15 protein-coding genes are annotated in these 19769 nt (G+C 71.1%); 9 read left to right on the top strand and 6 right to left on the bottom strand.

Features of this window, described 5'->3' with window-relative positions:
- Positions 1-3: 3 nt before the first annotated feature.
- Positions 4-630 carry an RNA polymerase sigma factor gene (locus ETAA1_RS32335; protein WP_202920363.1) on the top strand — a complete coding sequence of 209 codons (627 nt, stop codon included), beginning with the start codon at positions 4-6 and terminating at the stop codon, positions 628-630.
- Between the two features lie 627 nt (positions 631-1257).
- Here the strand turns inward: ETAA1_RS32335 and ETAA1_RS23665 are convergent.
- Positions 1258-2256, bottom strand: a complete 999-nt coding sequence (locus ETAA1_RS23665; protein ID WP_145242923.1) for a WD40 repeat domain-containing protein — start codon at positions 2254-2256, stop codon at positions 1258-1260.
- A 290-nt stretch (positions 2257-2546) separates the two neighbouring features.
- On the opposite strand from ETAA1_RS23665, the gene ETAA1_RS23660 reads away from it, so the two are divergent.
- Together ETAA1_RS23660 and ETAA1_RS23655 are read left to right on the top strand one after the other, a co-directional pair.
- A complete protein-coding gene (locus ETAA1_RS23660) occupies positions 2547-5465 on the top strand; it encodes a DUF1592 domain-containing protein (RefSeq protein ID WP_238389292.1) in 2919 nt (972 codons plus the stop codon).
- Between the two features lie 3 nt (positions 5466-5468).
- On the top strand, positions 5469-6803 hold the full coding sequence (locus tag ETAA1_RS23655) for a DUF1552 domain-containing protein (protein ID WP_145242921.1): 1335 nt from the start codon (positions 5469-5471) through the stop codon (positions 6801-6803).
- Between the two features lie 114 nt (positions 6804-6917).
- Here the strand turns inward: ETAA1_RS23655 and ETAA1_RS23650 are convergent, their stop codons facing one another.
- A complete protein-coding gene (locus tag ETAA1_RS23650; RefSeq protein ID WP_145242919.1) occupies positions 6918-7367 on the bottom strand; it encodes a DUF1801 domain-containing protein in 450 nt (149 codons plus the stop codon).
- Positions 7368-7490: 123 nt separating this feature from the next.
- Between ETAA1_RS23650 and ETAA1_RS23645 the strand changes: the two genes are divergently transcribed.
- Positions 7491-8516, top strand: a complete 1026-nt coding sequence (locus ETAA1_RS23645) for a 3-keto-disaccharide hydrolase (protein WP_145242917.1) — start codon at positions 7491-7493, stop codon at positions 8514-8516.
- 103 nt (positions 8517-8619) lie between these two features.
- Positions 8620-10053 carry a sulfatase gene (locus ETAA1_RS23640; protein ID WP_145242915.1) on the top strand — a complete coding sequence of 478 codons (1434 nt, stop codon included), beginning with the start codon at positions 8620-8622 and terminating at the stop codon, positions 10051-10053.
- 57 nt (positions 10054-10110) lie between these two features.
- On the opposite strand, the gene ETAA1_RS23635 is transcribed toward ETAA1_RS23640, so the two are convergent.
- Positions 10111-10884: a DUF1571 domain-containing protein gene (locus ETAA1_RS23635; RefSeq protein ID WP_145242913.1), complete on the bottom strand. Its 774-nt coding sequence runs from the start codon at positions 10882-10884 to the stop codon at positions 10111-10113.
- Between the two features lie 196 nt (positions 10885-11080).
- On the opposite strand from ETAA1_RS23635, the gene ETAA1_RS33530 reads away from it, so the two are divergent.
- From ETAA1_RS33530 to ETAA1_RS23620, 4 genes are all read left to right on the top strand, one after another.
- Positions 11081-12580: a prenyltransferase/squalene oxidase repeat-containing protein gene (locus tag ETAA1_RS33530; RefSeq protein WP_145242911.1), complete on the top strand. Its 1500-nt coding sequence runs from the start codon at positions 11081-11083 to the stop codon at positions 12578-12580.
- Positions 12581-12685: 105 nt separating this feature from the next.
- Positions 12686-13762 (top strand): prenyltransferase/squalene oxidase repeat-containing protein, encoded by a 1077-nt coding sequence (locus tag ETAA1_RS23625; RefSeq protein WP_145242909.1) that lies wholly within the window; start codon positions 12686-12688, stop codon positions 13760-13762.
- A gap of 26 nt (positions 13763-13788) precedes the next feature.
- On the top strand, positions 13789-14991 hold the full coding sequence (locus ETAA1_RS32330) for a hypothetical protein (RefSeq protein WP_202920362.1): 1203 nt from the start codon (positions 13789-13791) through the stop codon (positions 14989-14991).
- Positions 14988-15755 (top strand): RNA methyltransferase, encoded by a 768-nt coding sequence (locus ETAA1_RS23620; RefSeq protein ID WP_145242906.1) that lies wholly within the window; start codon positions 14988-14990, stop codon positions 15753-15755. The genes ETAA1_RS32330 and ETAA1_RS23620 overlap by 4 nt, the downstream gene beginning before the upstream one ends.
- Before the next feature lie 95 nt (positions 15756-15850).
- Here the strand turns inward: ETAA1_RS23620 and ETAA1_RS23615 are convergent, their stop codons facing one another.
- From ETAA1_RS23615 to guaA, 3 genes are all read right to left on the bottom strand, one after another.
- Positions 15851-17701: a hypothetical protein gene (locus ETAA1_RS23615; RefSeq protein ID WP_145242904.1), complete on the bottom strand. Its 1851-nt coding sequence runs from the start codon at positions 17699-17701 to the stop codon at positions 15851-15853.
- Positions 17702-17878: 177 nt separating this feature from the next.
- A complete protein-coding gene (locus tag ETAA1_RS23610; protein ID WP_145242902.1) occupies positions 17879-18121 on the bottom strand; it encodes a hypothetical protein in 243 nt (80 codons plus the stop codon).
- Positions 18118-19674 (bottom strand): glutamine-hydrolyzing GMP synthase, encoded by a 1557-nt coding sequence (gene guaA / locus ETAA1_RS23605; RefSeq protein WP_145242900.1) that lies wholly within the window; start codon positions 19672-19674, stop codon positions 18118-18120. Before guaA ends, ETAA1_RS23610 begins: the two co-directional genes overlap by 4 nt.
- Positions 19675-19769 lie beyond the last annotated feature (95 nt).

Here is a 19769-nt window from a genome sequence, read left to right as displayed (position 1 = left end):
GGCGTGGAACCTACCTCGCCACAAACGCCCCCCTCGTCCGGGGGTACGTCGCCGACGCTGCTGGCCCGGCTCCGCACCGCCGACGCGGGGGCGTGGGAGCGGCTCGTTCACCTGTACAGCCCGCTCGTGTTCGGCTGGTGCCGCCGCACGGGGCTGTCGGCCGAGGACGCGGCCGACGTGATGCAGGACGTGTGGGCCGCCGTCGCCGTCGCCGTACCCCGCTTCGACGCCACCGGCCCCGGGGCCACGTTCCGCGGGTGGCTGTACACCGTGACCCGGAGCAAGCTCGCCGACCACCACCGCCGGCAGGCGGTCCGGCCGCTGGCCGAGGGCGGCAGCACCGCCCGCGACCGGTGGGCCGACCTGCCCGAAGCCGAGCCCGACGACTCGTTGGCCGACCCCGCGACGGGCACCGCCGGCGTGATGCGGCGGGCGCTGGAACTCCTCCGCGGCGACGTGGAGCCGGCAACGTTCCGGGCGTTCTGGGCGACCGCGGTCGAGGGCCGCCCGGCGGCCGAGGTGGCGGCCGAACTCGGGGTGACAGCGGCCGTCGTGTACCAGGCCAAGTCGCGGCTGTTGCGGCGCCTCCGGCTCGAGTACGAAGGGCTCCTCACCGCCGATACGCCTTGAGGCGGCCAGAAACGCCAACCGGCGGCCGTCGGCCGCGCGGGAACGCGGTTCGACGGCCGCCGGCGGCGGGGTGTCGAGTTCGGCACAAACGCGCCCTCCGGACCGCGCCTGTCGGCCAGGGGGATTACAGGCTTGTGACCTGCTGCCGGTCGCCCGGACGACCGGCTCCCCCCGGCGCCCCATTACGGGGACGGACCGCGCGGCACGCGGTTGGGGACTCACGGGTCGAGTGCGGTTGACCAACCCATCCGGTCGCGCTGTCCGGGTCGCGACGTCGTGGGTCTGAACCGCGCCGACACCTCACCCGGCAGCATACGGAACGGGTGTTCAGTATTCAAGGACGGTTGTCGGGATTCCGAAGCTGCTGGTTTTGCGGACGTGGTTGCTGGTCTACATCGGACGTGGTGAACCCCTCACCCCGCGTGCTTCGCCGCGACCCTCTCCCCCGAGGGTGCCATGTCGATCCCTTGGCGGCTCGGGTCTTGAGCCCGTAGGGCGACGGCGTGTAGCCCCGGGTGGAACCCGGGGCGGCGTCGGCGGTGTCACGAGCGGTCGTGCGGCTCGAACTCCGCGGCAGGCCGCCCCGGGTTCCACCCGGGGCTACACGCCGTCGCCCTACGGGCTAACTCACTTCAGTTCCCACAGAGTAATCGTCTTGCTCTTGTCTCCCTCGCCCACCGCGCCCACGGTCGCAAGGAGCTTACTGTCAGGGCTGAATGCGTACGGACGAATCCCCTTGAAGGCAGTGATTTGCTGCACGCCGGGCCACTGGCTCAACTTGAGAGTGCCGCCATCCACGATTGCCAGCCAACGCCCGTCCGGACTGAATGAGATGCCCGACACGTAGCTTTCGGCAGAGCGGTAGTTAGCGGGTTGTTTCCCCTTCGTAAACTCCCAGTGGGATATTGATTGAGGCCGAACATCCCCCGGCCCACCATACCCTCCTGTACCAGAAAAAAACATGAGCTTCGCCGCGTCGGGAGTAAATGCGACGCTTGAAACCGCGTGGCTACCGAAGCCGTGATTTGCCCCCCCGCTGGCAACTTTCTTCTGGGCATCGACATCCCAGACACTGACGCCACCATTCTTGTGACCGCAGGCCAGGAGTTTACCATCGGGACTGAACTTCATCGCACGAAGGCTGAGTGTCGCACCCCCCAGTGCGAGTGAGGCTTGCTCTTTGCCGGTTTCAACATCCCATAATTTGCAGCTTCCGTATAAGCCACCAACCGCCAGCGTGTTGGTCTTCGGGCGGAATGCGATATGCCACACAGTCTCCGCTTTCAGACGGAACCGCTCTTTTCGCGTCTGCACGTCCAAGAGGATGACTTCCTTGCTACCTTCGTGTGCCACAGCGAGGGCTTTGGCATCCGGACTGAAGGCGAGATTGGGGAACCGCTTGTCGAATTTCATTGCCGCCAGTTCCTTGCCGCTCTTCACATCCCACAAAATGACAGTGCCATCGTTAGCCCCCGACGCGAGGATCGTCGCATCAGGGCTGAACGTTACAGACCGAATCGTGTCGGCCCCTTTGAGGACCAAGAGCTCATTCGGTTGTGAGAAGGCGGTAGCGGTAAGGACGAGACCGAGGGTGAAAGCAAGTGCCGCTCGGATAGAGGTGTTCATTTCACATCCTGATCGCGGGGTAGAGACGCTGGTCGTGAGGCTCTTTGCCCAGCCGTATCAGGCACGAACAACACGAGCATTGTACTCCATCGACCCTCCGCGTAGCCTCACAGCCATGCTCACAACGGTCAAGCGAAATCCCGAGCAAACTCTGTCTCCGTTCCACTGCCGCCTCCCAACGCCGCCCGGGCACCTGATCCGCGGAAAGACCCGCTGGTGACAACCCGCCCGGCCGTGATAAGCTCTTATCACCCGTCGGGCCAGTGGCCCGCCCCGCACTGGAACGCTTCGTGTCGTCGCCGACCACGCTCCCCGTCCTCCGCCGCTGCTGGGTGATCGCGCCGCTCCTCGCGCTGGCTTGCACCGTCGCCCCCACCGGCAGCGCCGACGACGCCCCGCCCGCCGACCCTACCTTCGACCGCGACGTGCGGCCGCTCCTCACCCGCTACTGCGTCCGCTGCCACAAGGACGGCAAGGCGGAGTCCGGCGTCCGCGTCGATACCCTCTCCGCGGCCCTCGGTGAACCTCAGTTCAAGTTGTGGGAACACGTCCAGAAGCAACTCGCCGACGGCAGTATGCCGCCGGAAGGGGCCACACAGCCGGGCGCCGACGAGCGGAAGCGGGCCGCCGAGTGGATCGGCAAGGCGCTCGCCGCCGCCCGCGCCCGGCCGGGGCCGAAGAACGGCCTTACCCGCCGGCTCACCGTCGCGCAGTACCGCAATACCCTCCGCGAACTCCTCCGCCTCGACGACGAACTCGCCGACCGGCTGCCGCCGGACGCCGTCTCGAAGGACGGGTTCGTCAATAACAAGGACACGCTCCAGCTGTCGCCGCTGCTGCTGGAGGCGTACTTCGAGGTCGCCGAGGCCGCGCTCGACCGCTGCGTCGTGGACCCGGCCGCGAAGCCGACCATCCAGACGTTCCGCGTGGACCTCGGCCGCGGCATCAACCCCGCCCCGATCAAGGACAACCTCATCCTCGGCGCCGACAGCCTGCTGCTGGAGAACCGCGACTGGATGGTGACGGAGCTGGCGCCGGAGAAGGGGTTCGCGTACACGCCGTTCCGGATGCGGACCAAATACCGCTTCATCGAGGGGTATCAGGGGAACGACACGGTCCGCGGCTGGCGCGATTACGACAGCATTTATCACTCCGTGTTCGCGTGCCTGCGCGGCACCCGCGGCTACCCGAAGGGCCGCGCCTACGACCCCGTCCCGCAGGGGCTGCTACTGCGGCCGGCGATCCCCAGCTCCGAGGTGTTCGGGGCCGACAGCACCTACGGGCCGCGGGCGAACTTCCGCGTCGCGCTGCGCGAGCTGCCTGACCACGGCCGGTTCCGCGTCACTGTCACCGCCGCGAAGTACGACGACGGCCTGCTCCTCGACCCCGGCGCGAAGGCGGGCGAGGGACCGATCGCGCTTGCCGAGGGGAAGGGCAGTCTCACCATCCCCGCGGCCGGCGTCTATCAGGTGGACGTGACCGGCAGCAAGGCCGGCGACCTGACGCTGACGCTCGGCGGCCGCGAGTTCACGGGGTCGCTGAAGCAGCCGGCGTTCGTCGTGGTCCGCCTCCCGGCCGGGCTGCTGGCAGTCGACGCAAAGCTGACCGGCGGCGCGAAGGTGGAGCGGGTGGCGCTCACGCCGCTGCCGGAGGAGAGCGACCTGGCAAAGCGGTTCGCGGCGTTCGAGAAGCGTGCGCCGCGGGTCGGCGTTCACCTGGGCTTCCGCCGCGACTGCGGCAGCACGCTGGCCCCGGTCGGCGCGCCGCAGACGGTGAGTGACACCGGGCTGTCGCGGTTCGTGTTCGAGGGGGCGATTCGGAACTACCCGAGCCCGGACGTGGAGAAGGACAACGTCAACTACCTGGCCGGCGTCCGCGAGATCGGCGTGCGGAGCGAGTACGCCGACGGCCGCGACGTGCCCCGGCTGCTGGTGAAGTCGGTCGAGTTCGAGGGGCCGCTGCACGAGACGTGGCCGCCGCGCGAACACCGGGCGATCTTCACCGACGCCGACGGGCGGAAGCTGATCCGCGACTTCGCCACCCGCGCCTACCGCCGGCCGGTCACGGCGCAGGAGGAAGCGACGCTGGTGGGCGTGTTCGAGAAGTCGCTGGCGTCCGGTCGGGGGTTCCGCGACAGCGTGAAGGACGCGCTGCTGGTGGCGCTCACGTCGCCGCAGTTCCTGTTCCTGGTGGAGACGAGCGCGACGCCCGCCGCCGAGCCGCTCGACGGGTACGAGCTGGCGTCGAAGCTGTCGTACTTCCTGTGGAACGGCCCGCCGGATGACACGACGCTGAAGCTCGCCGCGGCCGGCGAGCTGCGCGGCAAGCTTGACGCCGAGGTGGCGCGGCTGGTGACCGACGCGCGGTTCGGGCGGTTCGTGACCGAGTTCGCGGCACAGTGGCTGGCGCTGGACAAGTTCCAGGTGCTGGAGCCCGACCGGGCCCGGTTCCCGCATCTGACGCGCGACACGCGGGTGCAGCTGCGGCGCGAGCCGGCCGAGTTCCTGCAGCACCTGTTTCGCAACAACCTGCCGGCCCGCGACCTGATCGCGTCCGACTACGTGCTGGCGAACGAGACGGTGGCCGGGTATTACGGACTGGGCGACCGCACCGAGAGCGGCTTCGAGTTCGTCCCGGTGCGGCACGGCCGGCGCGAGCTCGGCGGCGTGCTGACGCAGCCGGCGGTGCTGGCGGGGCTGTCCGACGGCCGCGAGCCGAACCCGGTGAAGCGCGGGGCGTGGCTGGCCCGCCGCATCGTGGCCGAGCCGCCCGACGACCCGCCGCCGAACGTGCCGGCGCTGCAGGACGACACGAAGAAGCTGTCGCTGCGCGAGCGGCTGGAGAAGCACCGCAACGCGCCGGGGTGCGCCGGCTGCCACGCGAAGATCGACCCGTGGGGGCTGCCGTTCGAGGAGTACGACGCCGGCGGGAAGTGGCGCGCGGGCGCGACGGACACGCGCAGCACGCTCCCCGACAAGACCGTGGTGACGGGCTTCACCGACCTGCGCCGCTACCTCGCCGACGACCGGCTGGATCAGGTGGCGTTCAGCGTGCTGAAGCACCTGGCGACCTACGCCGTCGGCCGCACCCTGAGCTATAGCGAGTTGGATTGGCTCCGCCGCGAGGGGCTGAAGCTGAAGCCGACCGGCTACCGGATGCAGGACATGATTCGGCTGGTGGTGACGAGCCCGGCGTTTTTGGAGAAGTAGCCCATGCCCGCGCTGAAACTCGACCGCCGTGCCTTCCTCCGCGGGGCCGGCGGCGCCGCGCTCGCCCTGCCGCTCCTCGACGCGATGGGGGCCGAGGTCACGGCCACGCCGCCGAAGCGGTTCTGTGCCCTCTACACGGCCAACGGCATGTCGCTGCCGCGCGCCGAACACGGCCTCGACGAGTGGAGCTGGTTCCCGCGGGCCGAGAAGGACGGCCGGTTCGTGTTCGGCAAGTCCACCGAGCCGCTCGCGCCGTTCCGCGAGAAGCTCAGCTTCCTCGGCGGGCTGCACCACCCGAGCGGGCCGAAGGCCGACCCGCACGTCTGCTCCGACATGTGGCTCACCGGCGCCCCGCTCCACGAGCCGAAGCCGGGCACCTACAACTCCGTCGGCCTCGATCAGGTCGTGGCGCTGCACACGCGCCAGTTCTGCCGCCAGCCGTCGCTCGTGCTGTCGATCGACGCCGGCACCGGCTTCCTGTCGCGGACGGGCACCATCTCGTACAGCGTCGAAGGCCGGCCGATCCCCGCCGAGAACAACCCGCGCCGCGTGTTCGACCGCCTGTTCCGCGGCGACGGCGCCTCGCTGGCGGCGCAACGGACCGAGTTGCAGCGGCGCATCAAGCTGGTGGACGCGGTGGCCGAGAACGCCCGCGCCCTCGGCCGGCAGCTCGGCCAGTCCGACCGCGAGCGGATGGACCAGTACCTCACGTCGCTGAACGAGGTCGAGGCCCGGCTCATCGCCGCCGAGCGCTGGGCCGACGTGCCGCTGAAGAAGCAGGACAGCAGCCACCTGAACCTGTCCGCGACGAACGAGGGGGAGCCGGCCGAGTACTACCGCAACATGTTCGACCTGATCGCGCTGGCGTTCGACGCCGACATCACCCGGTCGGTGGCGTTCATGCTGAACCGCGAGGACGGGATGGGGATCAGCGACACGTTCCCGCTGAAGCTCGGGCTGTCGCAGACGCACCACTCGCTGTCGCACGCCGGCGACAAGCCGGGGCAGCTGGCGTTCGCGCGGTACGACCTGTTCCTGAGCCAGCAGGTGGCGCACTTCCTCCGCCGGCTGACGGAGTACCGCGACCGGACCGGCCCGGTGCTGGACAACACGATCGTGCTGTTCGGCAGCGGCGCGAGCACGACGCACAACCCGCGCAACCTGCCGACGCTGGTCGCCGGCGGTACCGCGATGGGCCTGCGGCACGGCACCTACTGGCGCGGGACCGACGCGAGGATGTCGAACGCGTACCTCAGCATCCTCCGCGCGATGGGCATCAACGCCGAGTCGTTCGCGGACAGCACCGGCGCGCTGACGGGCTCGATCTTCCGCTCGTAGGGCACCTGGGCCGCGTTAGGCCGGGGCGCGAGCCCCGCCGGGGTTCTCTATCCCGACGGGGCTCGCGCCCCGGCCTAACGGCTTGAGACACCGCCAACGAACGAACACGAGCCCCTACGGCACCCACCCCGGCAGCGCGGCGGCCTGCTTCACCCACGCGGCGAACTGCTCCTCGTCGAGGTCGCCGTCCTCGTGGACGTGCAGGTAGCGGGCGTTCGGGTCCTTGCTGGCGACGGGCGGCAGCGGCCGCAACTTGGCACCGAACAGGAACGCGACCTTCACGTACTTCGTGAAGCAGTGGAAGCCGAGGAACCAGCTGCGGCCGTCGACGCCGTAGAACGGCGTGTTCCACTTCACGGCCTTGAACACGCCGGGCACCGCCGTCTCGATCAAGGCGTCGAGGCGCTTGCCGACCGCGCTCTTCCAATCGGGCATCGCCGCGATGTAGGCCTGCACCGGGGCGTCGCCGTCGGCCTTGGCGATCTGCGGGTTCCCGCCGGACAGCAGCTTCACCGGTGCGGTGTCCGGCGCCGCTGTGGGCTTCGTCGGTTTTCGCTTCGCCATCGCTCGCCCCTGTGGGATGAGGGGATGCTAAGCCCCGACCTGTCGACCGGACTAGCTCGGTTGCCAGCCGCGACCCATTCGGGACAATACGACCTGTCTGACTCCCTCCCCGAGGTTCCCGCCATGCTCCGCCGCCTCCTCCCCGCCCTGCTCGGGCTCGGCGTCGTCGCCGCGTCCGCCGCAGCCCCCGCACAAGAAAAGAAGGACGCGCCCAAGAAGCGCGAGCGCATCGCCATCGCCGAGCCGACGAAGGCCGCGGCCGACCCGGACTTCGCCGTCCAGGGCGAGTACGTCGGCGAGTTGCCCGGCGGCAGGAAGGTCGGCGCGCAGGTCATCGCCAAGGGGCTCGGCGAGTTTACCATCAAGGCGTACCACGGCGGCCTACCCGGCGACGGCGCCGACATGAAAGAGGTGCTCGCCGGCACCGCCGCCACCAAGGACAGCAAGGTGACCGCCACCCTGAAGCACGCGGCCGAGACCTCCACCGTCGAGATCGGGGGCGGCGAGTTCAAGGTGACCGCGGGAGGCAACACGTTCGCGCTCAAGAAGGTGGAGCGGAAGTCGACGACGCTCGGGGCGAAGGCGCCGGCCGGGGCGAAGGTGCTGTTCGGTGCCCCCGGCGACGAGAAGAACTGGAACGGCGGCAAGCTGGTAAAACTCTCCGACGGCGAGTTCCTCGACATGGGCGTGACGAGCAAGGACGCCTTCGGCGCGTTCAAGGCGCACATCGAGTTCCGCCTGCCGTGGATGCCCAACAGCACCGGCCAGGGCCGCGGCAACAGCGGGGTGTACCTCCAGAACCGCTACGAGCTGCAGGTGCTCGACAGCTTCGGCCTCAGCGGCGAGAACAACGAGTGCGGCGGCATCTACACGCAGCACAAGCCGCGGGTGAACATGTGCCTGCCGCCGCTCGTGTGGCAGACCTACGACATCGACTTCACCCCCGCGGCGTTCGGCGAGGACGGCAAGAAGACGGCCAACGCGAAGGCCACGATCCGGCACAACGGGGTGGTGATCCACGACGACGTGGCGTTCCCGAAGGAGTGCCCGGGCGGCCAGCCGGAGCGGCCGTCGCCGGGCGTGTTCCAGTTCCAGAACCACGGCGACCCGGTGGTGTACCGCAACGTGTGGGTCGTCGAAGGGAAGTGATCTTCGTCCGGCTCGGGTCTTCGCCGCTTGCGGCTTGGCGTTGCCCAGCGCCAAGCCGCAAGCGGCGAAGACCCGACCCCATCCCTCCTCTCCCGGTGCCGCCATGACCCGTCTGCTCGCGCTCGCGGCCCTCTTCCTCGCCACCGGCCCGGCCGCGGCGCAGGACAAGATGAACGTCCTGTTCGTCGTCTCCGACGACCTCACCAACACCGCCCTCGGCTGCTACCAGGGCCGCGCCAAAACCCCGAACATCGACAAGCTCGCGGCGAAGGGCGTGCGGTTCGACCGGGCGTACTGCCAGTTCCCGCTGTGCAACCCGAGCCGCGCCAGCCTCCTCACCGGGCTGCGGCCCGACACGCTGCGCGTCTACGAGAACGCCACGCAGTTCCGCCGCAACGTGCCCGACGTGCAGACGCTTCCGCAGACGTTCCGCCGGGCCGGGTACTACGTGGCCCGCGTCGGCAAGCTGTACCACTACGGCGTCCCCGGGCAGATCGGCACCGACGGGCTCGACGACCCGCCGAGCTGGGAGCGCGTCATCAACCCCCGCGGCTTCGACAAGGACGACGAGGACGCGAACCGCATCTTCACTCTGAACCCGAAGGGTAAGGGCTCGGCCCGGTTCGGCGGCACCCTCAGCTGGCTGGCATCGGCCGGCGGCGACGAGACGCACACCGACGGCATGACCGCGACCGAAATCACGAAGCTGCTGGAAGCGAACAAGGACCGACCGTTCTTCCTGGCGTGCGGGTTCTTCCGCCCGCACACGCCCTACGTCGCCCCGCGGGCCTACTTCGACCAGTACCCCGCGGCCGACATCACGCTCGCGAGCGTGCCCGCCGGACACCGCGCCGCGGGGCCGGGGCCGGCGTTCGGCAGCGCCAAGCCCGAGCAGGAGGCGATGACCGACGCCCAGCGCCGCGAGGCGATCCAGGCGTACCTGGCGTCGGTGGCGTTCATGGACGCGCAGGTCGGCCGGGTACTTTCGGCACTGGACCGGCTCGGGCTGGCGAACCGCACCATCGTGGTGTTCCTGAGCGACCACGGCTACCACCTCGGCGAGCACGGGCTGTGGCAGAAGATGAGCCTGTTCGAGAACAGCGCCCGGGTGCCGCTGGTGGTCCACGACCCGCGGGCCAAGGGTAACGGTGGCGTGTGCCGTCGCACCGTGGAACTGACAGACCTGCACGCGACGCTGGCCGACGCGTGCGGCCTGACCGCCCCGCGCACCGACGGCGCGAGTTTGCGCCCGCTGCTGGAGAACCCGGCCGCGGCGTGGGAGCGGCCGGCGGTCACGCAGGTGAGCCGCGGCACCCCCACGACGACGGGCGAGGTGACGGGGAAGAACCCGTTCTTCATGGGCCGGAGCGTGCGGACGGAGCGCTACCGGTACACGACGTGGGACGACGGCAAGCGCGGCGAGCAGCTGTTCGACTACGAGGCGGACCCGGGCGAGCTGCGGAACCTGGCCGCGGACCCGGCGAGCGCCGAAACGGTACGGCGGATGAAGGCGCTGCTGCCGGCGGCGAAGAAGTGAGGGTTTCGCCGCTTGCGGCGTAGCGTTGTGAAGCTACGCCGCAAGCGGCAATTCGGCTTACTCGAACGCGTTATCCCCGAGGCCCACGTTCGGCCGCAGGGCGGTGTAGCTGTGCGCCTCGACCAGCTCGCCGACGGTGGTACCGGGCCGCGGGGCGTCGTAGGCCTCCCACCGCATTGGCAGCTTCGTCTGCGGGTCCACGTACACCAGCATCCGGTAGGCGTACCGGTTGGCGTGCGGGCGGCGGGCCAGAATCTCGTACCGCGTCACCGTCTTGCCGGCGAACTGGAACTCGCCCGAGTGCACCTCCAGGGCGTTGTTCATCGCCTTCTCGGTCGCCGCCACCTTCGCCACGCGGTCGATCACGGCGCCGACGCCGTAGCCGGTCACCGGGTGGAGCCCGTCCAGCTTCGCCTTCGGGTCGTCCTGGCCGACGAGCAGGAACCGGTCGCTCCCCTTTGCGCCGGCCGGCCGCACCTTCACCTGTTCCAGCCGCTTGCCGGTGGCGAACGTCGCCGACGCGCCGGCCACCTCCGCCGGCCGGGCGAACCGGACCGACACGCTGTACGGGCTGGCCCGGTACTTCAGCTCGGCCACCTGCTCCGCGCCGAGGTTGCCGTTCACGCGCTCCTGGCGGGTGAACGTGCAGGCGTAGTCGCGCAGCGCCGCGTGTGCCGACTTCGCCTCCGCGACCATCGCCCCCAGCGGGTCGGCGGCGCGGAGCGGGTCCGCGGCCTTCGCGCCGGTTGCGGGCGCCGGCGGCTGGGCGGCCGCGCCGCCGACCGCCGCCCCGAGCGCTGCCGTCGCCATTAGCTTCCGCCACGTGCGCATCCGTCCTCCGGCCGTTCGGCGAGGGTGAAGATGGGGCGGCTGATAGCGACTCCCCGGCGGCGCGAGAAGAGGAGTTTTCGGCCCCGGCGGCCGCCCCCCGTTACCAACCCGTTACCCACCCCGGACCGCGGACCCGTTAGACTGCCGGCGGGGCGTCGGAAGTGCGCCCCGTTCCCCTCCCGTCGGAGGACTCCGCATGTCCCGCCTGATCCGCCCGCTCCGGGCCGCCGCCGCCGTCGGGCTCGCGGCCACGTTCGCGCTCAACCTCGTCCCCGCGACCGGCCAGCCGCCGGCCGCCGTTCCCACCGCCCCGCCGCCGAGTGAGAAGGCGGCCGAGAAGCTGTCGCCGGTCAAGGTCACGAACGTGAAGGTCGAGATGAAGACGGCCGTGACCCCGCGGCCGCTGTCGGACTCCGTCAAGAAGGGGCTCACCTGGCTCGTGAAGTCGCAGCAGGAGGACGGCGGCTGGAACCAGGGCGGCGGCTGGCGGAACCAGGGGCCGAACGGCGGCCGCGTCGAGGGGAAGACGGTCGAAGACCCGTCGGACGTGGGGAACACGTGCTTCGCGCTGCTGGCCCTGTTCCGCGCCGGCCACACCGCCACCACCGGCGATTACAAGGACGCCGTGGCCAAGGGGCTGCGGTTCGTGCTCGGCCGCGTCGAGCGGGCCGAGGGCGACTCGCTGTACATCACCGACGTCCGCGGCACGCAACTGCAGGGGAAGATCGGGCCGTACGTGGACACCTTCCTGGTGAACCTGGTACTGGCCGAGATGCGCGGCAGCGCCGGCCCGGACGAGGAGCGGTTGGTCGCGGCGCTGACCAAGACGATGAACAAGATCGTGCGCCACCAGGGGGCCGACGGCGGGTTCGCCAACCAGGGCGGGTGGGCACCCACGCTGTCGATGGGGCTGTGCAACAAGAGCGTGGCGCGGGCGCGGCAGAACGGCGTCGAGGTGGATCGCCGGGTGCTGGAGCGGGCGCTGGCCGACGCCAAGACGGCGGCCGAGGGGAAGGCGTTGGCGTCCGGCCCCGCCCCGGCGGCGGTCGCGGCGCTCCCGGCCGGGAAGGCCAAGGCGGGCGACCCGGGGGCCTACGCGGCGCCTCCCGGCGCGTCGGCCGAGGGGGCGTTCTCCGGCCGTAGCGCCGGGTTCGCCGGCGCCGGCGGGGTCGGCGGGGGCGACGCGGGGGTGAAGCTGTACAGCTTCGGCCGCGGCGCCGGCAACACGCAGGACGCGGTGAACGGCCTCCGCGTCGACGGCGCGAAGGCGAAGGAAGTGCTGAAAGACCTGAAGGCGACCGACAAGCAGAAGGAAGAGGCCCGCGAGACGGTAAAGCGACTCGGCGAGGCCGAGCGGGCCAACGACAAGGTCCAGGGGCAACTGGCCGCGACCGTGCGAGACGAGAAGTTCGTGGCCGGGTTCGGCTCCAACGGCGGCGAGGAGTTCCTGAGCTTCATGCACATCAGCGAGTCGCTCGTGCTCAAGGGCGGCAAGGACTGGACCGACTGGGACACCAAGATGCGCACCGGCCTGGAGAAGGCCCAGGACGGCAGCGGCAGCTGGAGCGGCCACCACTGCATCACCGGGCGGACGTTCTGCACGTCGGCGGCGCTGCTCGTGATGACGGCCGACCGGACGCCGTTCCCGGTGGACGTGCTGCGGGCGCAGGCCGAGAAGCGCGACGCGAAGGAGTAAACCATTGCTCACACAGAGCCGCAGAGCCGCAGAGAAGAACAGGACTCTGTCTTCTCTGCGGCTCCGCGCCTCTGCGTGAAAATCTGCTTTTCCTGGGGTATTCCCATGTCCCCGTCCGTCGCGCTGCTCGCGCTCGTCGTCGCACAGCCGCCCGCCCCGCGCGCCGACACCGCCGCGGCCGTCGCCTACCTGGTGAAGCGCCAGTCGCCCGACGGGGCGTGGCGGTCCGACGTGTACGCCGCGTTCAAGGACGGCACCGCCCTCACGCCGCTCGTGCTTGGCGCACTCCAGGACGCCGACGCCGCACCCGCCGCCCGCGAAAAGGCGCTCGCCTTCCTCGACACGTTTGTGAAGGACGGCGAGGTCCGCGAGCCGGACGGCGGCTTCGACTATCCCGTCTACACCGCGGCGCTGGCACTGAAAGCGCTGTGCCACGCCGACGGCGTAACCCGCGCCGCCGCGAAGGCGGCGTGGACGAAGTACCTCCTCGCCCGGCAGCTGACCCACGAGCTGGGTTGGACCGCGGACGACCCGCACTACGGCGGGTGGGGTTACTGCCGTGTCGTACCAAAGAAGCCCGGTGCGACGGGCTTCGCGCCGCTGTTCACCGAGTCGAACCTGTCCGCGACGCTGTTCGCGCTCGAGGCATTGACCTCAGCCGGCGCGCTCACCGACGCCCGCGCCGCTGCGGCGTTCGCGTTCCTGCGGCGCTGCCAAAACGCGGACGGTGGCTTCCACTTCGTCCACGCCGACCCGGTGCGCAACAAGGCGGGGTTGATCGACGGCGTGGGCGTGTCCTACGGCAGCGCCACGGCCGACGGGCTCCGGGCGCTCCTGCTGTGCCGCCGCGGGGCGCACGCCACGGATGTCGACCGCCGCACGACGCGCGCCGCCGATTGGCTGCGGACGAACTTCCAGGCGGAGCGCCACCCGGGGCCGTACCCGGCGGCGCTGGAGCCGAACCGGAACGCGGTGTACTTCTACTACGCGGCGTCGGTGGCGCGGGCGTACCGGGCCGCGAACCTGGGCGAGCCGGCGGGGTTGGCGGCGGCGCTGGCGCGGAAGCAGCGGGCGGACGGCAGCTGGGTGAACGAGGTCGAGCTGGTCCGCGAGAACGACCCGGTGGTGGCGACGAGTCAGGCGCTGAGCGCGCGGGCGGCGGTTCGGGGGCCGGGGCGATAGGATACCCCCACCCCCCGGAGCCGCTCATGGACGCCGACGACGCCCCGCCGCCGATCGACCCCGCCGCCTTCGACCGCCTCCGCGCCGCCCTCGCCGCCGCCGGCCCCGCCGCCGCCGCCGACTCGCTGATCGCCGAACTCCGCGCCGCCGGCGACCTCAACGGCCTCTTCTACGCGCTGCTCCTGAAGAAGCGCGTCGAGCTCGGCGTGTCGCCGTTCCCGACCGGCCCCGCCACCGACCTGCCGGCGCACACCCACGAGCCCTACGAGGAGGCCATCCGCGCCGCCGCCCGCGAGGTGGGCCGGCTCGCCCTCGACCGCGGCGACCTCACCAAGGCCTGGCAGTTCTACCGGCTCATCAACGAGCCCGAGCCGGTGAAGCTGGCCATCGAGAACTTCGAGCCCGGCCCCGAGGCGGACATCTACCCGATCATCGAAATCGCCTGGCAGCAGGGCCTGTACCCGAAGAAGGGGTTCGACCTGATCCTCGACCGGCACGGCGTCTGTTCGGCGATCACCACTGTCAGCGGCTCGGAGCTGAACCAGAACCCGGACCTGCGCGACTACTGCGTCGGCCGGCTCACCCGCGCCCTGCACGCGCAGCTCGCCGACCGCCTCCGCGCCGACCTGAGCGGCCGCGGCGCCCCGGCCCGCGACGGTGCGAGCGTCCGCGAGATGGTCGAGGGGCACCCCGAGCTGTTCGGCGACGACGCCTACCACATCGACACGTCGCACCTGTCGAGCGTGTGCCAGATGGCGCTGTACCTGCCGCCGGGCGAGGAGAACGCCCTGGCCCGCGAGCTGTGCGTGTATGGTGAGCGGCTGTCGCCGAACCTCCGCGGCGGCGGCGGCGACGCCCCGTTCGAGGACGGCTACGCCGACTACCGCGCGTACCTCGACACCGTGGCCGGCGTGGACGTGGAGGCAAACCTGGCGCGGTTCCGCGAGAAGGCGAAGCGCGAGAGCGACGTGGGCGCCAGCTACGCGGCGCAGGTGTACGTGAACCTGCTGGTGAAGCTGAACCGGCTGCCGGAGGCGCTGGCGGCGGCGCGCGAGTTCCTGGCGAACGAGGAGGAGCGCGGCCTGATCTGCCCCAGCGCGTCGGAGCTAGCGCGGCGGCTCAACGACTACGCCGCGCTGGCCGACGCCGCGAAGGCCCGGCACGACGCGGTGCAGTTCCTCGCCGGCCTCATCGCCGGGTCCGGCGTCTACCCGCCGGTGGCGGGATGAGCCTCGCCAACGTCCGCGTCGTGCTGGTGCGGCCGCACTACGCCGGGAACCTCGGCTCGGCCGCCCGGGTGATGCGGAACTTCGGCCTCGCCGACCTCGTCCTCGTCGCCCCGTTCGCGCGCCCCACCGACCTGGAGGCGCGCCGCCTCGCCACCCACGGCCTCCCCGTCCTCGACGCCGCCCGCATCGTGCCCGATCTCGGCGACGCCCTCGCCGACTGTTCGCTCACGCTCGCCACGTCGTCGCTCACGGCCGGCGTCGCACGCCGTGGCATGATCGGCCCCGCCGCCGAGATGATGCCGAAACTCCTCGGCGCCGCCGCGGCCGGGCCGGTCGGGCTCGTTTTCGGGCCTGAGCCGCACGGGCTGTCGAACGACGAGATCGGCCGCTGCAACGGGCTCGTCCACATCCCCGTGGCCCCCGAGTTCCCGTCGCTGAACCTGGCACAGGCGGTGGCCGTCTGCTGCTACGAACTGCGGAAGGCGTACTCGGCCGCGGCCACGGTGGCGAACCCGGCCGACACGCACGCGCCGAAGGTGGCGAGTCACGCCGAACAGGAGCGGATGTTCGAGCATCTGCGGGAGGCGTTCACCGCGGTCGGCTTCCTGTTCGGCGGCAGGGCCGACTCCCTGATGCACGCCGTGCGGCAGTTTCTCGGCCGGGCCAACCCGACGCCGCAGGACGTGAAGCTGATGCACGGCCTCGCACGCCAGCTGCTTTTTGCCGCGGGAAAGACGCCGCACCGCGGCGAGCCGGAGACCTGACTCGAAACCGCCGGCCGGCCCGCGGGCGGAACAGTACCGCGCGCCGGCCTCGCGCCGCGGGGCGGCGGGTCGCCGACCCCGCCGGGCCGCGCCCGCTACTTCTTGTGCAGGATGGCTTCGGCCCGCCCGACGGCCGACATCGCCGCCGCCCGCACGGCCGAGTCGCCGCTGTTCCGCGAGGCGTCGCGGAGCGCCTGCAGCGCCGACGCGCTCGCCACCCGCTCGTCGGCGAGCACGTCGGTCGCGGCGATGCGGACGTTCTGCTCGTACTGCTCGCCCAGGAGCGGCACCGCGGCCCGCTCGGCGACGCCGCCGCCGATCGTCGTCAGCGCCTTGCGGGCGGCCGTCGCTTCGAGGCACGGCCGCTGCTGCATCCGCGTCACCACCGCCGCCGCGACGCGGTCGGTCGGCCACTTCGGCAGCAGCTGCAGCGCCATCATGCGGGCGTCCGGGTTGTCCGAGCGGACGGCGGCCAGGCAGCGGTCGCGGGCCTCGTCGGACGACCCCCAACGGGCGAACGCCGGCAGCGCCTCCACCCGCACCTCGGCGTCCGGGTGGTCGCACAGCGCCTTCGTCTCGGCGCGGAGTTCGTCGCGGTCCTTCGCCTCGGCCGAGTACACGGCGTCGGTCGTTGCCAGTTCGCGGAGCAGCTTGACCAGCACCGGGTAGTTGCGGTTGTCGCGGTGGTACCGCAGTTGGTCCACCTTCCGCCGCGCGGCCACGTCCACCTCCGGCGGCACGTCGACCGCGCCGGCGCCGCCGCCGGCCAGGGTCCGGGTGTGAGGCAGGACGGCGCCCGAAAAGTACGCCACGGCGGCGACGGCCGCCCCGGTGGCGACGAACCGCAGCGGCCGGAGGCGGGCGTACTTCCACTGCCCGAGGTAGTACAGCGTCAGCGGTGGCACCGCGGCCAGCACGCCGCGCACCCAGTCGCGCTTCGCCGTCAGCCACACAATCCACACGTAGCCGACGAACACCTCCGCGCCGCCGACCCAGAGCGCTGCGGCGGCGAAGTCGCGCGGCGTGAACAGGGTCACGGCGAGCAACCCGACGGCGACGCCGGTGGCGAGCAGCCACAGGGCGGTAGACAGGTTGAGGTCGCGGCGCGGCTTCGGCGGCGGCTTCATCCGCGACGCCAGGGCCGCCGACAGTAGCACGACCACGTCCTGCTGCGTGCGGCTGCCGACGACGACGGCGTCGCCCGGGGCGGGGCGGGGCGGGGCCGGCGTGGCGGCGACGAGGCGCGGCCGCGGCGAGCCCTGCGAGGGCGTCTCCCAGTCGGGTTGCGGGTGCCGCCCGGACGGGGACACCTGCGGGGCGAACGGTTGCACCCCGGCCGCCCGTTGCCGCGTCGCGACGGCCGCGGGGGCGACGTCGGGCATGACGCTGGCTCGGCGCGGCAGCGCCCGCGGCGGCGGCGTCGGGAAGCGCGTCCGTTCCGGCGGCGGTGGCGTGGGGGTCGGTTCAGGCTGCTGAGCGACCGTGGAGACAACGACCGGCGGCGGTTCGGGCGGCGTCGCCTCCGGCGGAGGGGTAGGCAGTACGACGGACGCTGGGGCCACCAGTTCGGGGTCGGAGTGCCCGAGGAGCGCGTTCAGGGCCGACGACATGCCCGGCGGCCCGGCCACGTCCAGGTCGAAGATGCCCGAGTGCGGCTGGTCCACGGGCGCGAGCAGATCCCCGGCGACGAGGGCGCCGAGCACGTCGTTATCGGCTTCGGCGCTGGTTGCGGTCGGTGGCGGGGCGGGCGCGGCGAGGGGGGGAGGGGTGCGGATGACGATCGTGGGTGAGGCCAGGAGCGGTTCGCCGCGGTCGTTCAGCCAATCGGCCTTATCCCCCGGGATGGTCAGGGGTTGCGAGCATTTCGAGCAGACCGTCGTCTTACCCGCACGGACTTCCGGCGCCGACAGGAGCTTGGTGCAGTGCGGGCAGCGGTACCGGAACATCGCGGTCTCCGGGCGTGACGGGCGGCTAATTGTCATCGGCCGCCCGGACGGTCGCTCGTCAGCGAAGGTTAGTTCACGCCGTCGGTTGCAATCGTTGCAGCCTACCGGAAACCTCCAAACCGCGTCAACGCACGCCAGCGGCGCAGCGGCGCCGGACACAACCCCGGTCCCAGCGGGTCAGCGACCGCTCAAACGTTCGGCCAACTGGTGGACCGCCGCCTCGGAACCCGCCAGGTCCACGGCCCAGGCGTCGCGGAAGACGGTGAGCTCGTCACCCCCGCGCCGGAAGCGGGTCAGGCCGAGGCCGAGCGGCGAGTCGTGCCAGTTGTCGTCGGCCACCCAGCCGAGTTCGCCCAGCACCGCCTGCAGCCGGTCGATGGCGTCGTGGTCGTCGGACGCGCACACGTCGATCCGCGTCATTCCCATTCGATCGTCGCCGGCGGCTTGCTGCTGATGTCGTAGACCACGCGGTTCACGCCCTTCACGCGGTTGATGATCCCCGTCGCCACCCGCGCCAGCAGGTCCTCCGGCAGCCGCGACCAGTCGGCGGTCATGAAGTCGTCGGTCTGCACGCAGCGGATCGCCACCGTGTTCTCGTACGTGCGGCCGTCGCCCATCACGCCCACCGACTGCACCGGCAGCAGCACCGCGAACGCCTGAGAGGTCTTGCGGTACCAGCCGCTCTTGTGCAACTCGTCGAGGAAGATCGTGTCCGCCTTCCGCAGCGTCGCCAGCTTCTCCTCCGTCACCTCGCCCAGGCACCGCACCGCGAGCCCGGGGCCGGGGAAGGGGTGCCGCCACACCACCTCGTCGGGCAGCCCCAGGTCGGTGCCGAGGCGGCGCACCTCGTCCTTGAACAGGTCGCGCAGCGGCTCGATCAGCTCGAACCCCAGTTCCGCCGGCAGCCCGCCGACGTTGTGGTGCAGCTTGATCGTCGCCGCCGGGCCGTCCTTCGACCCGCCGCTCTCGATCACGTCGGGGTAGAGCGTCCCCTGCGCCAGGAAGTGGGCGTCGGGGATGGCCTTCGCCTCGTGCTTGAACACGTCGATGAACACCCGGCCGATGATCTTCCGCTTCTCCTGCGGGTCGGTGACGCCCTTCAGCTCCGACAGGAAGCGATCGCGGGCGTCCACGGCGTGCAGGTCCGCCTTGAACCAGTCGCGGAACGTGTGCTTCACGACCTCCGTCTCGCCCTCACGCATCAGGCCGTTGTCCACGTAGATGCACGCCACCTGCGGGCCGATCGCCTTCAGCAACAGCGCCGCGCACACGCTCGAATCGACGCCGCCGCTCAGGCCGCAGATGACGCGCTTGTTGCCGACCCGGGCGCGGACTTCTTCGACGGTGCGGTCGATGAACGTCTGCATCTTCCACAGGCCGCGGCAGCCGCAGGCGTCGATGAGGAAGTTCCGCAGCACCAGCCCGCCGTGAACCGTGTGGCTGACTTCGGGGTGGAACTGGATGCCGTAGACCGGCCGCGTGCGGTGCCGCACGGCGGCGTAGGGGCAGGTGTCGGTGGTTGCGAGCGGCACGAAGTCGGCGCTCGCCAGGTTCTGCACCTGATCGCCGTGGCTCATCCACACGGTGGACTCGACGGGGAAGCCACGGAACAGCGTGTCGGCGTCCGACACGGTGAGGGTGGCGCGGCCGTACTCACGCGACTCCGCCCCGCCGACGGTGGCCCCGAGGGCGCGGCAGGCGAGCTGCATCCCGTAGCAGATGCCGAGCACGGGGATGCCGAGGTCGAAGATGGCGGGGTCGATCTGCGGCGCCCCGGGCTCGTACACGCTGGCGGGGCCGCCGCTGAGGATGATCCCCTTGGGGTTCAGCTCGCGGACGCGGGCGGCGGTGATGTCGTGGCGGACGACCTGGCAGAAGACGTTCAGCTCGCGGACGCGCCGGGCAATGAGCTGCCCGAACTGGGAGCCGAAGTCGAGGACCAGGACGAGTTCGTCGGTGGGGTCGGACGGCATTGGTTCCGGGGGGCAGGGGCTCGGGGCTTCACCGCTCGCGGCCTAGCGCTCCCCAGCGCTAAGCCGCAAGCGGTGAAGCCCCGAGCCGAACACAA

Source organism: Urbifossiella limnaea, from assembly GCF_007747215.1.
Taxonomy (GTDB): domain Bacteria; phylum Planctomycetota; class Planctomycetia; order Gemmatales; family Gemmataceae; genus Urbifossiella; species Urbifossiella limnaea.
The sequence above is the reverse complement of the archived record's forward strand: the minus strand, read 5'-3'. Positions and strand labels throughout refer to the sequence as shown.